This is a genomic window from Rhizobium sp. CCGE531, from assembly GCF_003627795.1.
Classification (GTDB): Bacteria; Pseudomonadota; Alphaproteobacteria; order Rhizobiales; family Rhizobiaceae; genus Rhizobium.
The window spans coordinates 4,027,916-4,041,163 of record NZ_CP032684.1 but is presented as its reverse complement, the minus strand read 5'-3'; the positions used below and the strand labels follow the sequence as shown (position 1 = coordinate 4,041,163).

11 protein-coding genes are annotated in these 13,248 nt (G+C 58.8%); 8 read left to right on the top strand and 3 right to left on the bottom strand.

What is annotated here, in order from left to right:
* The 8 genes from hemE (at position 1) to CCGE531_RS19530 (ending at position 8,901) form a co-directional block, all read left to right on the top strand.
* Entirely contained in the window at positions 1-1,035 is a 1,035-nt protein-coding gene (gene hemE, locus CCGE531_RS19565; RefSeq protein ID WP_120666322.1) for a uroporphyrinogen decarboxylase, read from the top strand.
* Positions 1,035-1,580 carry a protoporphyrinogen oxidase HemJ gene (gene hemJ / locus CCGE531_RS19560; protein WP_205586457.1) on the top strand — a complete coding sequence of 182 codons (546 nt, stop codon included), beginning with the start codon at positions 1,035-1,037 and terminating at the stop codon, positions 1,578-1,580. Before hemE ends, hemJ begins: the two co-directional genes overlap by 1 nt.
* 210 nt (positions 1,581-1,790) lie before the next feature.
* Positions 1,791-3,056 (top strand): transcription termination factor Rho, encoded by a 1,266-nt coding sequence (gene rho, locus CCGE531_RS19555; RefSeq protein WP_120666320.1) that lies wholly within the window; start codon positions 1,791-1,793, stop codon positions 3,054-3,056.
* A 153-nt stretch (positions 3,057-3,209) separates the two neighbouring features.
* Positions 3,210-4,529 carry a tRNA uridine-5-carboxymethylaminomethyl(34) synthesis GTPase MnmE gene (mnmE, locus tag CCGE531_RS19550; protein WP_245458932.1) on the top strand — a complete coding sequence of 440 codons (1,320 nt, stop codon included), beginning with the start codon at positions 3,210-3,212 and terminating at the stop codon, positions 4,527-4,529.
* Between the two features lie 106 nt (positions 4,530-4,635).
* Positions 4,636-6,516, top strand: coding sequence for a tRNA uridine-5-carboxymethylaminomethyl(34) synthesis enzyme MnmG (gene mnmG / locus CCGE531_RS19545; RefSeq protein WP_120666983.1), 1,881 nt, complete (start codon positions 4,636-4,638; stop codon positions 6,514-6,516).
* 30 nt (positions 6,517-6,546) lie between these two features.
* The gene (rsmG, locus tag CCGE531_RS19540; RefSeq protein WP_120666316.1) at positions 6,547-7,164 is read left to right on the top strand and encodes a 16S rRNA (guanine(527)-N(7))-methyltransferase RsmG; all 618 of its coding nucleotides are present in this window, start codon (positions 6,547-6,549) and stop codon (positions 7,162-7,164) included.
* Between the two features lie 21 nt (positions 7,165-7,185).
* Positions 7,186-7,983 carry a ParA family protein gene (locus CCGE531_RS19535; RefSeq protein WP_120666314.1) on the top strand — a complete coding sequence of 266 codons (798 nt, stop codon included), beginning with the start codon at positions 7,186-7,188 and terminating at the stop codon, positions 7,981-7,983.
* A 33-nt stretch (positions 7,984-8,016) separates the two neighbouring features.
* Complete coding sequence (locus CCGE531_RS19530) at positions 8,017-8,901, top strand: ParB/RepB/Spo0J family partition protein (RefSeq protein ID WP_120666312.1); 885 nt, start codon at positions 8,017-8,019, stop codon at positions 8,899-8,901.
* A gap of 101 nt (positions 8,902-9,002) precedes the next feature.
* On the opposite strand, the gene holA is transcribed toward CCGE531_RS19530, so the two are convergent.
* The 3 genes from holA to leuS are packed head-to-tail and all read right to left on the bottom strand — an operon-like array spanning position 9,003 to position 13,195.
* Positions 9,003-10,040, bottom strand: a complete 1,038-nt coding sequence (gene holA / locus CCGE531_RS19525; protein WP_120666310.1) for a DNA polymerase III subunit delta — start codon at positions 10,038-10,040, stop codon at positions 9,003-9,005.
* A gap of 13 nt (positions 10,041-10,053) precedes the next feature.
* The gene (gene lptE / locus CCGE531_RS19520) at positions 10,054-10,575 is read right to left on the bottom strand and encodes an LPS assembly lipoprotein LptE (protein WP_120666308.1); all 522 of its coding nucleotides are present in this window, start codon (positions 10,573-10,575) and stop codon (positions 10,054-10,056) included.
* Positions 10,565-13,195, bottom strand: coding sequence for a leucine--tRNA ligase (leuS, locus tag CCGE531_RS19515; protein ID WP_120666306.1), 2,631 nt, complete (start codon positions 13,193-13,195; stop codon positions 10,565-10,567). The genes lptE and leuS overlap by 11 nt, the downstream gene beginning before the upstream one ends.
* Positions 13,196-13,248 lie beyond the last annotated feature (53 nt).

The window sequence follows — 13,248 nt, the reverse complement described above, 5'->3', positions numbered from 1 at the left end:
GTGATCGATGAACGCCGGAAGATCATGCGAGTGCTGAGCGGAGAAACGGTCACCCCTCCCCCTCTCTGGTTGATGCGTCAGGCTGGCCGTTATCTACCCGAGTATCGTGAAACTCGCGCGAAGGCGGGAAGCTTCCTCGATCTCTGCTATACGCCCGACCACGCTGTAGAAGTGACGCTGCAGCCGATCCGGCGCTATGGCTTCGATGCGGCCATTCTCTTTTCCGATATCCTGGTCATCCCTGATGCACTGAAGCGGAACGTCCGCTTCACCGAAGGGCATGGACCGGAGATGGATCCGATCGATGAAACCGGAATCCTGGCACTGAAGCCGAAGGGCATCATGGCGCACCTTGCGCCGGTCATGGAAACGCTGCGGCGGTTGCGGCGGGAGCTGCCGGCGGAAACGACGCTTCTCGGTTTCTGCGGGGCGCCCTGGACCGTTGCGACCTATATGATCGCCGGCCACGGGACGCCCGATCAGGCCCCTGCCCGGCTGTTTGCCTATCGCCACCCGAAGGCGTTCGAACATCTGCTGATGCTGCTTGCCGACATCTCCGCCGATTATCTTGTGGAGCAGATCGATGCCGGCGCCGATGCCGTACAGATTTTCGATTCCTGGGCCGGCGTACTCGGCGAGAAGGAATTCGAGGCATTTGCCGTCAAGCCGGTTGCGAAAATGATTGCGTTGGTCAGGGCACGGCGGCCACAGGCGCGAATTATCGCTTTCGCCAAGGGCGCGGGTTATCTGCTGAAGACCTATCGCCAGAAGACCGGCGCCGATGCGATCAGTCTCGACTGGTCGGTGCCGCTGGCTTTTGCACAGGAGCTCCAGAAGGACGGGCCTGTGCAGGGAAATCTCGATCCCATGCGTGTGGTTGCCGGAGGCAAGGCTCTGGAGGACGGGATCGACGATATTCTGCAGCATCTTGGCAATGGTCCGCTGATCTTCAACCTCGGGCATGGCATTACGCCACAGGCGGATCCGGCCAATGTTGCTGCGCTCGTCGAGCGCGTGCGGGGATGGAGGAACTGATGGCGGTGGAAAAGCAGACGGATTCCGCGCCAGGCCAGAGAGCCGGGCGGCGCGCCTATTTCATGATCCTGATCTTCACCGTTTTGGCGATCGGCCTGTTCGCCTGGCATCCGGCCGATCTTTATCTCTGGATCAAGGCCCTGCATATCATCGCGGTGATCTCATGGATGGCCGGCATGTTCTATCTGCCGCGGCTTTTCATCTATCACATCGATGCCGAGCCGGGTTCGCAGCAATCCGAGACGTTCAAGGTGATGGAACAGCGCCTGTTGCGCTACATCATCACGCCGGCGATGATCCTGACGTGGATTTTCGGGCTCTATCTTGCCTGGTCTGTCTATGGTTTCCGGGGCGGCTGGCTGCATGCGAAGATTGGTCTCGTCGTGCTGCTATCGGCTGTTCACGGTCATTTCAGCAGTGCGGTACGCGCCTTTGCCCGCGATGAAAACAAGCATTCGGCGCGCTATTGGCGTGTCATGAACGAGGCGCCGACATTGCTGATGATCGCAATCGTCATCCTCGTGGTCGTGAAGCCTTTTTCGTAAAGTGGCGCTCTATCAGGGGCGACATGAGGGGCGACGCTAAAATTTCCCTCATTTTGCGTGCCCCCCTTGCGGTTCAGAAAGTGAGTCGCTATTTTCCCGCCATCTTCTCTTCGTGGCATGTATCCATTCTGTCGCCCGCGAGCGCCCCTATCGCGGTTCTGAATACGAGCAACATTGCCTTTTCCCTCCTAAAAATGAGTAATTCCCTTCATGGCTGAAATGAAGCTTCAGGAACTGAAAAATAAATCCCCGACCGATCTCCTGGCGTTTGCCGAGTCGCTCGAGGTCGAGAATGCAAGCACCATGCGCAAACAGGAATTGATGTTTGCCATCCTGAAAGAACTGGCGAGCCAGGACGTGGAAATCATCGGCGAGGGCGTCGTCGAGGTTCTGCAGGACGGCTTCGGTTTCTTGCGTTCCGCCAATGCCAACTATCTCCCCGGCCCGGACGATATCTACATCTCCCCCTCCCAGATTCGCCGCTTCTCGCTGAAGACGGGCGACACGGTCGAGGGACCGATCCGCGGCCCGAAGGAAGGCGAACGCTATTTCGCGCTGCTGAAAGTCAACACCATCAATTTCGACGATCCCGAAAAGATCCGTCACAAGGTTCACTTCGACAACCTGACGCCGCTCTATCCGAACGACCGGTTCCGCATGGAGCTTGACGTGCCCACGTCGAAGGATCTCTCGCCGCGCGTGATCGACCTGGTGGCGCCGCTCGGCAAGGGTCAGCGCGGCCTGATCGTCGCGCCGCCGCGCACGGGTAAGACCGTCCTGCTGCAGAATATCGCCCATTCGATCACGGCCAATCATCCTGACTGCTATCTGATCGTTCTCTTGATCGACGAGCGTCCGGAAGAAGTGACCGACATGCAGCGCTCCGTCCGCGGCGAAGTCATCTCGTCGACATTCGACGAACCGGCCGTTCGCCACGTCCAGGTCGCGGAAATGGTGATCGAAAAAGCCAAGCGTCTCGTTGAACACGGCCGTGACGTCGTCATCCTGCTCGATTCCATCACCCGCCTGGGCCGCGCCTATAACACCGTTGTTCCCTCCTCCGGCAAGGTTCTGACCGGTGGTGTCGACGCCAACGCGCTGCAGCGCCCGAAGCGCTTCTTCGGTGCTGCCCGCAATATCGAAGAAGGCGGTTCGCTGACGATCATCGCCACGGCGCTGATCGATACCGGCAGCCGCATGGACGAAGTCATCTTCGAAGAATTCAAGGGTACCGGTAACTCGGAAATCGTCCTTGACCGAAAGGTTGCCGACAAGCGCATCTTCCCGGCGATGGATATTCTCAAGTCCGGTACGCGTAAGGAAGATCTGCTTGTGCCGCGCCAGGATCTCCAGAAGATCTTCGTCCTGCGCCGCATCCTCGCGCCAATGGGCACGACCGATGCGATCGAGTTCTTGATCGACAAGCTCAAGCAGACAAAGAACAACCCTGATTTCTTCGACTCGATGAACACCTAATCATTAGCCGGATTCTTCCGGTGGCCGCTTTGGTGGCGCTGTTTACATGGTATGATCGGGGCCGCCTTTTCGCGGCCCCGATTTCGTTTTAATGACCGAAGATTCCTCGACGCAAGGCGTTAATAGCAATCGATTCGGATGCGGATCAATTCAATGATGGCAAACGACACTATCTATGCGTTATCTAGCGGCGGGTTGCCGGCCGGGGTTGCCGTGATCCGCATCAGCGGGGACCTGGCTTTTCACGTCGCGCAATCTCTTTCCGGGACGCTACCGGCTCCGCGCCAGGCCGCACTGAAAACAATTCGGGCTCGTAACGGTTTCATCATCGACCGCGGCCTCGTTTTGATCTTTCCTGGACCAGCCTCTTTTACCGGGGAGAATTGCGTCGAGATTCATGTTCATGGCGGCAAGGCTGTCGCGAATGCGCTTCTGACCGAGCTCTCCACGTTCGATCAGTGCCGCCTCGCTGACCATGGCGAGTTCTCTCGTCGTGCCCTTGAGAATGGGAAGATGGATCTTGTCGAGGTTGAGGGCCTAGCAGATCTCATCAGTGCCGAAACCGAGATGCAGCGGCGGCTGGCGCTGGAGCACGCCGCCGGCGGGCTATCGGATCTGTATAACGGCTGGGCTGACCGGTTGACGCGCGCACGCGCCCTGATCGAGGCGGAACTCGATTTCGCCGACGAGGATGATGTGCCGGGCTCGGTATCGGATATGGTGTGGGCGGATATGAAGCGACTGCATTCGGAACTGGCCGATCATCTCAAGGGCGCAGATCTGGGTGAGATTATCCGCGACGGTTTGAAGGTGGTGATTGCCGGTCCACCGAATGCCGGCAAATCCAGCCTGATGAATGCGCTGGCAAAGCGAGAAGTGGCGATTGTCACCGACATTGCCGGGACGACGCGTGACGTTCTGCATGTCGATCTGAATATCGAAGGATATGCCGTCAAGCTCTATGATACGGCTGGCTTGCGGGAAACTGAGGAAATTGTCGAGCGCGAAGGGATACGCCGCGCCCTTAAGACCGTGGCTGACGCCGACCTCGTCCTGTCATTGGCGGAGATCGGCGATCGCCCGCAGCAGGACTTTCCGGGTTTCTCGGGCAAGATCGTCACACTAGGGACGAAATCAGACCTGCATCCCAGCGAAGGTGCGGATGATTATGACGTGCTTATCTCGTCGGAGACGGGCGCGGGATTGTCGGCGTTGCATCAATTTCTTCGACAAGATCTTCAGGATCGTTCAGAATCCTTATCATTGGCATTGCCAAGCCGTTTGCGGCACAGGACGCTGCTCAGCGAGAGCTTCACTGCCATTGCGGCAGCACTTGCGGCTGAGGATCGAGGCCTTGATATCAGGGCTGAGTACTTGCGACGGGCGGCGGCGAGCCTCGGGCGCATAACAGGGCGCGTCGACGTCGAAGACCTGTTGGATGTCATTTTCTCCGAATTTTGCGTAGGCAAATGATTCACGTGAAACATGTCGATCGGGCCGCGGACCAGCGTTTCACGTGAAACCTTCTTGACTCCTGAAATTGGTGTGCCAAACAGTCGGCACGACCGAGGACTTGATGATGTTCGATGAAGTATATGATGTGATCGTTGTGGGTGGCGGCCACGCTGGCAGCGAAGCTGCAGCCGCAGCTGCGCGTCTGGGCGCACGCACGGCGCTGGTGACACATAGGCGGGATACGATCGGCGTCATGTCCTGCAACCCCGCTATCGGCGGTCTCGGCAAGGGCCATCTGGTGCGGGAAATCGACGCGCTCGACGGCTTGATGGGACGGGTTGCCGATGCTGCCGGTATCCAATTCCGCATGCTCAATCGCAAGAAAGGACCTGCGGTGCGCGGTCCGCGCACGCAGGCGGATCGCAAGCTCTATCGTTTGGCTATGCAGGCCGAAATCGGAGCGATCGCCAATCTCGATGTCGTCGAGGGGGATGCATTTGATCTCGTCCTCGAGCACGGACGCGTGTCAGCCGTTACTTTGAAGGATGGCAGGCTCATCCGCTGCGGCGCCGTTGTTCTGACGACCGGAACCTTTCTTCGCGGCCTTATTCATATCGGCGATAAGAAAATTCCGGCTGGTCGCGTCGGCGAAGAGCCTTCGATTGGCCTTTCAGGGACGTTGCTGCGACATGGCCTTGCCCTGGGACGTTTGAAGACGGGAACGCCGGCTCGCCTCGACGGCACGACGATCGATTGGAACTCTGTCGGAAGACAGGGCGCCGACGAGGATCCCACGCCCTTTTCTTTCATGACCGATTCCATCGTCAATCCGCAGATCGAATGTGGCGTGACCCGAACGACACCGGAAACACATAGGATCATTGCGGATAATCTGAAGCGATCGGCGATGTATTCCGGACAGATTGAGGGCGTCGGACCACGCTATTGCCCCTCTATCGAGGACAAGATCGTCAAGTTTGGAGAGCGCGACGGCCACCAGATATTCCTGGAGCCGGAAGGGCTTGATGATACCACCGTCTATCCCAATGGCATATCGACCTCCCTTCCCGAGGAGGTTCAAGAGAATTTCATCAAAACCATTCCGGGTCTGGAACGAGTCCAGATTCTTCAATACGCTTATGCGATCGAATATGACCATGTCGATCCGCGCGAACTGAAACTCTCTCTGGAAGTGGAAAAGATTCCCGGGCTTTTCCTGGCCGGTCAGATCAATGGCACCACCGGGTATGAAGAGGCTGGCGCGCAGGGCCTCGTTGCCGGCCTGAATGCGGCGCGTCTTGCTTCCGACGGTAAAGCAATCGAGTTCAGCCGGACGGACTCCTACATCGGCGTGATGATCGACGATCTGACGTCGCGGGGTGTCGCGGAGCCCTATCGCATGTTCACGTCGCGCGCGGAATATCGCCTATCGCTCCGCGCGGACAATGCGGATGTGCGCCTGACGCCGGTTGGCTTGTCTATTGGTTGCGTAGATGCTGACCGCGCATCGCGTTTTGACCGCTATCTGGCGAAGCTCGAGCAGGCACGCGCGCGCCTGAAGGATTTGAAGATTACGCCGAACGAGGCTGAGAAGGCCGGAATGCATCTCAACAAGGATGGCCAGCGGCGTTCCGCTTACGAACTTCTCTCGCATCCGGGTCAATCGATCGAAGCATTGTCTCGTCTTTGGCCGGAGCTGCAATCCATGCAACGGGGCATTGCCGAAGCGATCGAGATCGAAGCCGCCTATGCCGTTTATATGGATCGACAGGCAGCGGATATCGCACAGGCCCGGAGAGAGGAAGAGCGCGCCATTCCTCCAGACTTTGACTTCGCCGCTCTCTCAGGCCTGTCCAACGAGCTGAAACAGAAGCTGATCGGGGCAAATCCGAAGAACATAGCTCAGGCGTCGCGGATCGACGGAATGACTCCGGCGGCTATTTCTCTGTTGCTAGCGCATCTCAAGAAGACGAGCAATCAGGATGAGCGGAAGCTCGTCTCCTGATTACTACTGCAAGGTTGGAGAGTCCGAAGTATGGAATTGAACGGTGTGCGTGTTTCACGTGAAACACAGGAGCGGCTGCAGCATTTTGCGCAGCTCTTCCAGAAGTGGGCGAAAACCATCAATCTTGTCGCACCTTCCACCGTCGACGATCTTTGGCGTCGCCACATTGCCGATAGTGCGCAAATTTTCCAGCTTCATTCAGCTCCGAGCCATTGGGTTGATCTGGGTAGCGGCGGTGGCTTCCCCGGCGTGATAACCGCCATTTTTCTGGCGGAAATGGGTGCCGGACACGTCGATTTAGTTGAGAGCAATCAGAAGAAGGCCGCTTTTCTGCGCGTATGCCTGCGGGAATGCCAAGCGCGGGGCGCTGTACACGCTATCCGGATCGAAGAGGCGTCCAAAGTCATCCAGGATTGTGATGTGATCTCGGCGCGGGCGCTCGCAGAGTTGGAGTTGTTGCTGGGTTACGCGGCGCCCTGGCGCGAGCGCAATGAAAATCTGCGACTTTTTCTGCATAAAGGCCGGGATTACGAGCGTGAGCTTGAGAAAGCCCGTGGCCGTTGGGAATTCGATCTGGTAAAACATCGGAGTGTTGTCGAGCGAGATTCCGTTATTTTGGAGCTAAGTCGCCTGCGACGCCTGAATTAACCATAATTGGATATGCGGCAGATGATCGGCGAGCGAAACCGGATTATTACCATCGCAAATCAAAAGGGCGGCGTCGGCAAGACCACGACTGCCATCAACTTGGCGACTGCGCTTGCCGCGATCGGCGAGCGGGTTCTGATCGTCGATCTCGATCCGCAGGGCAATGCCAGTACGGGTCTGGGTATCGAGCGGCGGGATCGAAAGCTGTCTTCCTACGATCTGCTGGTCGGCACCCATTCGATCATGGATACGGTCCAGGAGACGGCAGTCCCGAATCTCTTCATCGTGCCATCGACGATGGATCTGCTCGGTGTTGAAATGGAGATTTCCCAGCAGTCGGATCGCGTTTTCAAGCTTCGCCGGGCTTTGAATGCATCGGAGGCCCTCGCCTTCTCTTATATTCTGGTCGATTGCCCGCCGTCCTTCAATTTGCTGACGATGAATGCCATGGCGGCGGCACATTCCGTGCTGGTGCCGCTGCAGTGCGAATTTTTCGCACTGGAGGGTCTCAGTCAGCTCCTGGAAACGGTGGACCAGGTTCGCCGTACGGTCAATCCATCCCTGGATATTCAGGGGATCGTTTTGACGATGTTCGATTCCCGCAACAATCTGGCGCAGCAGGTCGTCAGCGATGTCCGCACCCATCTGGGCGAAAAGGTCTACCATACGTTGATACCGCGCAACGTACGCGTGTCCGAGGCGCCTTCCTATGGTAAGCCGGCGATTCTCTACGACCTGAAATGCGCGGGCAGCCAGGCCTATCTGCAATTGGCCTCGGAAGTGATCCAGAGAGAACGGCAGCGCAAGGCTGCAGCATGATATTATAGTATTGTCCCAGAGTGAGTATCGGTGATGAATGATGATCTTTCGAAGCGGCGTCTCGGGCGCGGGCTGGCGGCTCTCATCGGTGAGATGGACCAGCCGACGCCGGTGGATGCGGGCAAGCCGGGCGTCAACCCGGATCGTCTGGTGCCGATCGAATTCATCAGCCGTAACCCCAGAAACCCACGCCGCTATTTCGATGAAACCGAGCTGCATGATCTTGCCAGCTCCATCCGCCAGCACGGCATTGTCCAACCGGTCGTCGCCCGCACGATTTCGGCGGACCGTTACGAGATCATAGCCGGCGAAAGACGCTGGCGGGCGGCGCAGCTTGCCGGCCTGATCGAAATTCCGGTCATTGTCCGGGATGTCGACGACAAGACCGCCCTTGAAATTGCGATTGTCGAAAATGTCCAGCGTGCCGACCTCAATCCACTGGAAGAGGCGCTGGGTTATGAGCAGCTGATCGCCGAGCACGGCTATACGCAGAACGATCTCGGCGAAATCATCGGCAAGAGCCGCAGTCATGTCGCCAACTCGCTGCGACTGCTGAAGCTGCCCGATCCGGTGCGGGATATGCTTGCTGGCGGCAGTCTGTCTGCCGGTCATGCGCGTGCTCTCGTGTCGACGTCGGATCCGGCCTCGCTGGCCCGCACCATTGTTTCCAAGGGCATGTCGGTGCGCGATGCCGAGCGACTGGCGCAGAATGACATCAAGGCGCAGAACGATCCCCGTCCCGTCGGTGCCCGCAAGGATGAAAAGGACTCCGATACGCTGGCGCTGGAGCGCACGCTGTCCGATACGCTCGGTTTGGACGTCTCGATCAATCATCGTGGCAATGGCGGCCAGGTGAAGATCAGCTACAAGACGCTGGAGCAGCTCGAGGAGATTTGTCGGCTGCTGGAGCGGCGCTGAAGGCAGCCCGCAAGCTTTGCAATTGTAGTCGGCCAAAGAATAGCCGGATCCGATTTCAATCGGACCCATGCGCTATTTCCGCGGCTGTTTCCCGTGAAACATTAACCCTTCCGAGCTGATTGCAACGTGGTCGCCAACAGGGTCTGGGTGGCAATGGTGTCTTCCAGGCTGGCGCGCTGGCGTGTCTGAAGGATGGCGCTCTGCAATCTGTTCATTTCCCGGGCGATGGCCGGCGCAGTCCAGCTTCTGAGTGCCTGTTCGATAACGGGCTTGCGACGGAAATGCAGATGGCGGCCATGCGTCTGCATGACCTGAGCGGGAGCGAGCCGCTTCTCATCCATCTCCGCTCGCATCGTATCAAGCATCTGAAATTGCCTCAGACAGCCCTGCAACACGAGGAACATCGGGGTTTTGGATGAAGCAATCCTTTGCATGGCGCGCAGGAAAGCCTCTGAATCACCCTTGAGGATAGCGTCGACGGCATCATCCGCGGAAACCGCGCTGGCGTCGCCGATGATCTCGATGACGTGCTGCTCCTCGATCATATCCTCGCCGCGGCAGTAAAGGGCAAGCTTGCGCACCTCGTTGCGGGACGCGATGCGATCGCCGCCGAGAAGCTCCAGCAAGGTCTGACGAGCGGCCGGTGCGATACGCAGCCCCTCATTTGCCAGCTCAGTATCTATCAGGCTGTTGAGAGCTCTGACGTCGTCGGCATAGCAAGGAATGGTAGCGACACTGCGAGCCGGCTCCGCAATCTTGCGCAATCCTGATCCCTTTTTGAGATCTCCTGCTTCGACGATGAGAAAGCTGGCGTCCGGAGGATTGCCGGCGACGATCTGCAGCGAATCGATGAGTGCCTTTTCGTTGGCGGCACCGCGAATCCAGACAAGCTTCTCGCCACCGAACAGGCCGATGGCGTTAACCTCATCAAGCAGGCGGCCGGCATCATTCTGCAGATCCGCGACGTCGAGCTTGATAAGGGAGAAGGCGTCTTTCAGGTCGACGCCGGTCTTGCCGGCAATTTGCGCGGCACGTTCGGAAACCAGTCCACGGTCCGGTCCATAAATGACAAAGATGCGGTAGTTTCGCGCGGCATTTTGGAGGAATCCGTCGAATTCGTGAGACTTGATTTCCGCCATGCCGCGCTCTTTTTCAGCGGCTGAGCGCGGCTGCGATGTCGACAGCCACCATCTCGGCAACTTCGCGGGCCGCGCGGTCTTCCGAATCGCGGATTGCGCGCTGCTTGGCGAATTCCTGCGTCGGGAAGTCGACAAGCGACGTTACCGAGCGACTGCCGGATTTAAGCACCTTACCAGTGACTGCCTCCTTCAGCGTGAAGGACGCAGTCACTGTGGTGCGTCCTGCTGCCGACGTACTGGACGACGGCAGATAGATAACGCCTCCGGTACCGGAGGCGACACTGAGGTCGACGGTATATTTCGGTGTCTTCGTTTCGCCGGCGCCCCGACCTGCAATGAAGATCAGCTGATTGCGGACCTCCAGGCCGACGCGCGAGCCGACGTCGGAGAAAGCAACTTCGGAGAGCTTCTGCGTGACACCCGTGCTGACGGCGTAGAGCGGCCGAACCTGGCAGGAGGACAGAAGGCCGGCAACGGCCACAAGCGAGGCGACGCCGGCGATGCGGGCGAACTTGAAAAGACTATCAGACGACAATGTTTACGATCCTCTGTGGAACGACGATGATCTTCTTTGGCGCCTGACCATTCAATGCGCTCGTAACAGCATTCAGGGCGAGCACAGCCTGCTGCACGGCATTCTGATCCGCATCGCGCGCGATTGTCAATTCGGCGCGCTTCTTGCCGTTGATCTGAACGGGATAGACGATCTCGTTTTCGATGACGAGAGCTTCGTCGTAGACCGGCCATGCGCTGGTAGCGATCATATGGCTATTGCCGAGCACTGCCGAGCATTCTTCGGCGAGGTGCGGCGTGATCGGCGCGACCAATGCAATCAGGATCTCGACGGCTTCGCGGACAGCTGAGCGATAGGCGGCATCGGCCTGGCCGGCTGCGATCTTGCTGAGCGGCGCCGCCAGCGCATTGACGAACTCGTAAATCCGCGCCACGGCCTTGTTGAAGGCGAGCTTGTCGTAATCACCCTGAACCGCCTTCAGCGTGCGATGGGCGATCTGCGAAATCGCCAGCGCTTCGCCTTCCTTAGCCGGAGTCGGTTCGACCGTCCTCAGCATGTCGGCGGCTTCGGACACCAGGCGCCACATGCGCTGCGTGAAGCGATGGGCGCCTTCGACACCTGCTTCCGACCAGATGACGTCGCGGTCGGGCGGCGAATCGGAGAGCACGAAGAAGCGTGCGGTATCTGCGCCGTAGGATGCGATGATATCGTCGGGATCGACGACGTTCTTCTTCGACTTTGACATCTTTTCGATCGAGCCGATGGCGATGTTCTCGCCGGTCGAGAGCAGCGTGGCGCGGCGCTGGCCGTCCACTTCCTCGATGTTGATATCGGCCGGAGACACCCATTCGCGTGTCAGGCCATTGCCTCGGCTGTAGGTTTCATGCACCACCATGCCTTGTGTGAACAGGCCCTTGAAGGGCTCCTTCACGTCGAGATGGCCGGTTTCGCGCATGGCGCGGGTGAAGAAGCGCGAATAGAGCAGATGCAGGATCGCGTGTTCGATGCCGCCGATATATTGATCGACGGGCAGCCAGTGGTTGGCGGCGACCTTGTCGGTCGGCTGATTTTCCCAAGGCGCGGTGAAACGGACGAAATACCAGCTCGAATCGACGAAGGTATCCATCGTATCGGTTTCACGCCGTGCATCCTTGCCGCATTGCGGGCAGGCGACATGCCGCCAGGTGGCGTGCCGATCGAGCGGGTTGCCCGGCTGGTCGAAAGTCACGTCGTCGGGCAGCCTGACCGGCAGATCCTGCTTCGGCACAGGCAGCACGCCGCAATCGTCGCAATGGATGACTGGGATCGGGCAACCCCAGTAGCGCTGGCGGGAAATACCCCAGTCGCGCAGGCGGAAATTCACCTTGCGTTCGGCCTGCGGTGCATTGCCGAGGCTCGTTTCCGAGAGCTTCGTTGCCACCGTCTCGAAGGCTTCCTCGATGCCCATGCCGTCGAGAAAGCGGGAATTGATCATCACGCCGTCGCCGTCATAGGCGACGTCGCCAACGCTGAAGCTTGCGGCATCGCCTTCCCTCGGCATGACGACGGGCACGACGGGCAGGCCGTATTTGCGGGCGAAATCCAGGTCGCGCTGATCGCCGGACGGGCAGCCGAAAATAGCGCCCGTGCCATAGTCCATCAGCACGAAATTGGCGATGTAGACAGGCAGTTCCCAGGATGGGTCAAAGGGATGGCGGACGCGGATTCCGGTATCCATGCCCTTCTTTTCCGCCGTTTCCAGGGCGGCAAGCGAAGTACCGGCGCGGCGGCATTCCTCGCAGAAGGCTTCAATGGCCGGATCCTTGGCGGCGGCTTCCTTGGCGAGCGGATGATCGGCCGAGATCGCCAGGAAGGATGCGCCGAACAGCGTATCGGGCCGGGTCGTGTAAACAGTGATTTCGCGATCGCTGTTGGGGGCGGTTTCGGCCACGATTTCCCAGCGGACGGTCAGGCCCTCGGACCGGCCGATCCAGTTCTTCTGCATCAGCCGCACTTTTTCCGGCCAATGGTCCAGCGTATCCAGCGCGTCCAGCAGCTCCTGGCTGAATTCGGTAATCTTGAAGAACCATTGCGTCAGTTCGCGCTGCTCGACGAGAGCACCGGAGCGCCAGCCGCGACCCTCGATGACCTGTTCGTTGGCAAGAACGGTATTGTCGACCGGGTCCCAATTGACCTTGGATTTCTTGCGATAGACCAGGCCCTTCTCCATCATGTCGATGAAGAGCATCTGCTGCCGGTGATAGTAATCGACGTCGCAGGTCGCGAATTCGCGGCTCCAGTCCAGCGACAGGCCCATGGCCTTCAGCTGGGTGCGCATCGAGGCGATGTTCTGGTAGGTCCATTCCTTCGGATGCACCTTGTTGTCGCGCGCGGCGTTTTCCGCCGGCATGCCGAAGGCGTCCCAGCCCATCGGATGCAGGACGTTGTAGCCGCGGGCGCGCTTATAGCGCGCGACGACATCGCCCATGGCATAGTTGCGCACATGGCCCATGTGGATGCGGCCGGACGGATAGGGAAACATCTCTAGAACGTAGTATTTCTCGCGCGGATCGGCGTTGTCGGTCACGAAGACTTCTTCTTCGTTCCATTTCTGCTGCCAGCGGGGCTCGGCGTCGCGCGGATTATAACGTTCGATAGACATCTGTTCTTGCATTCCGGAAAATCATGGGGATTAAGGCGTGACCTTCACCACGA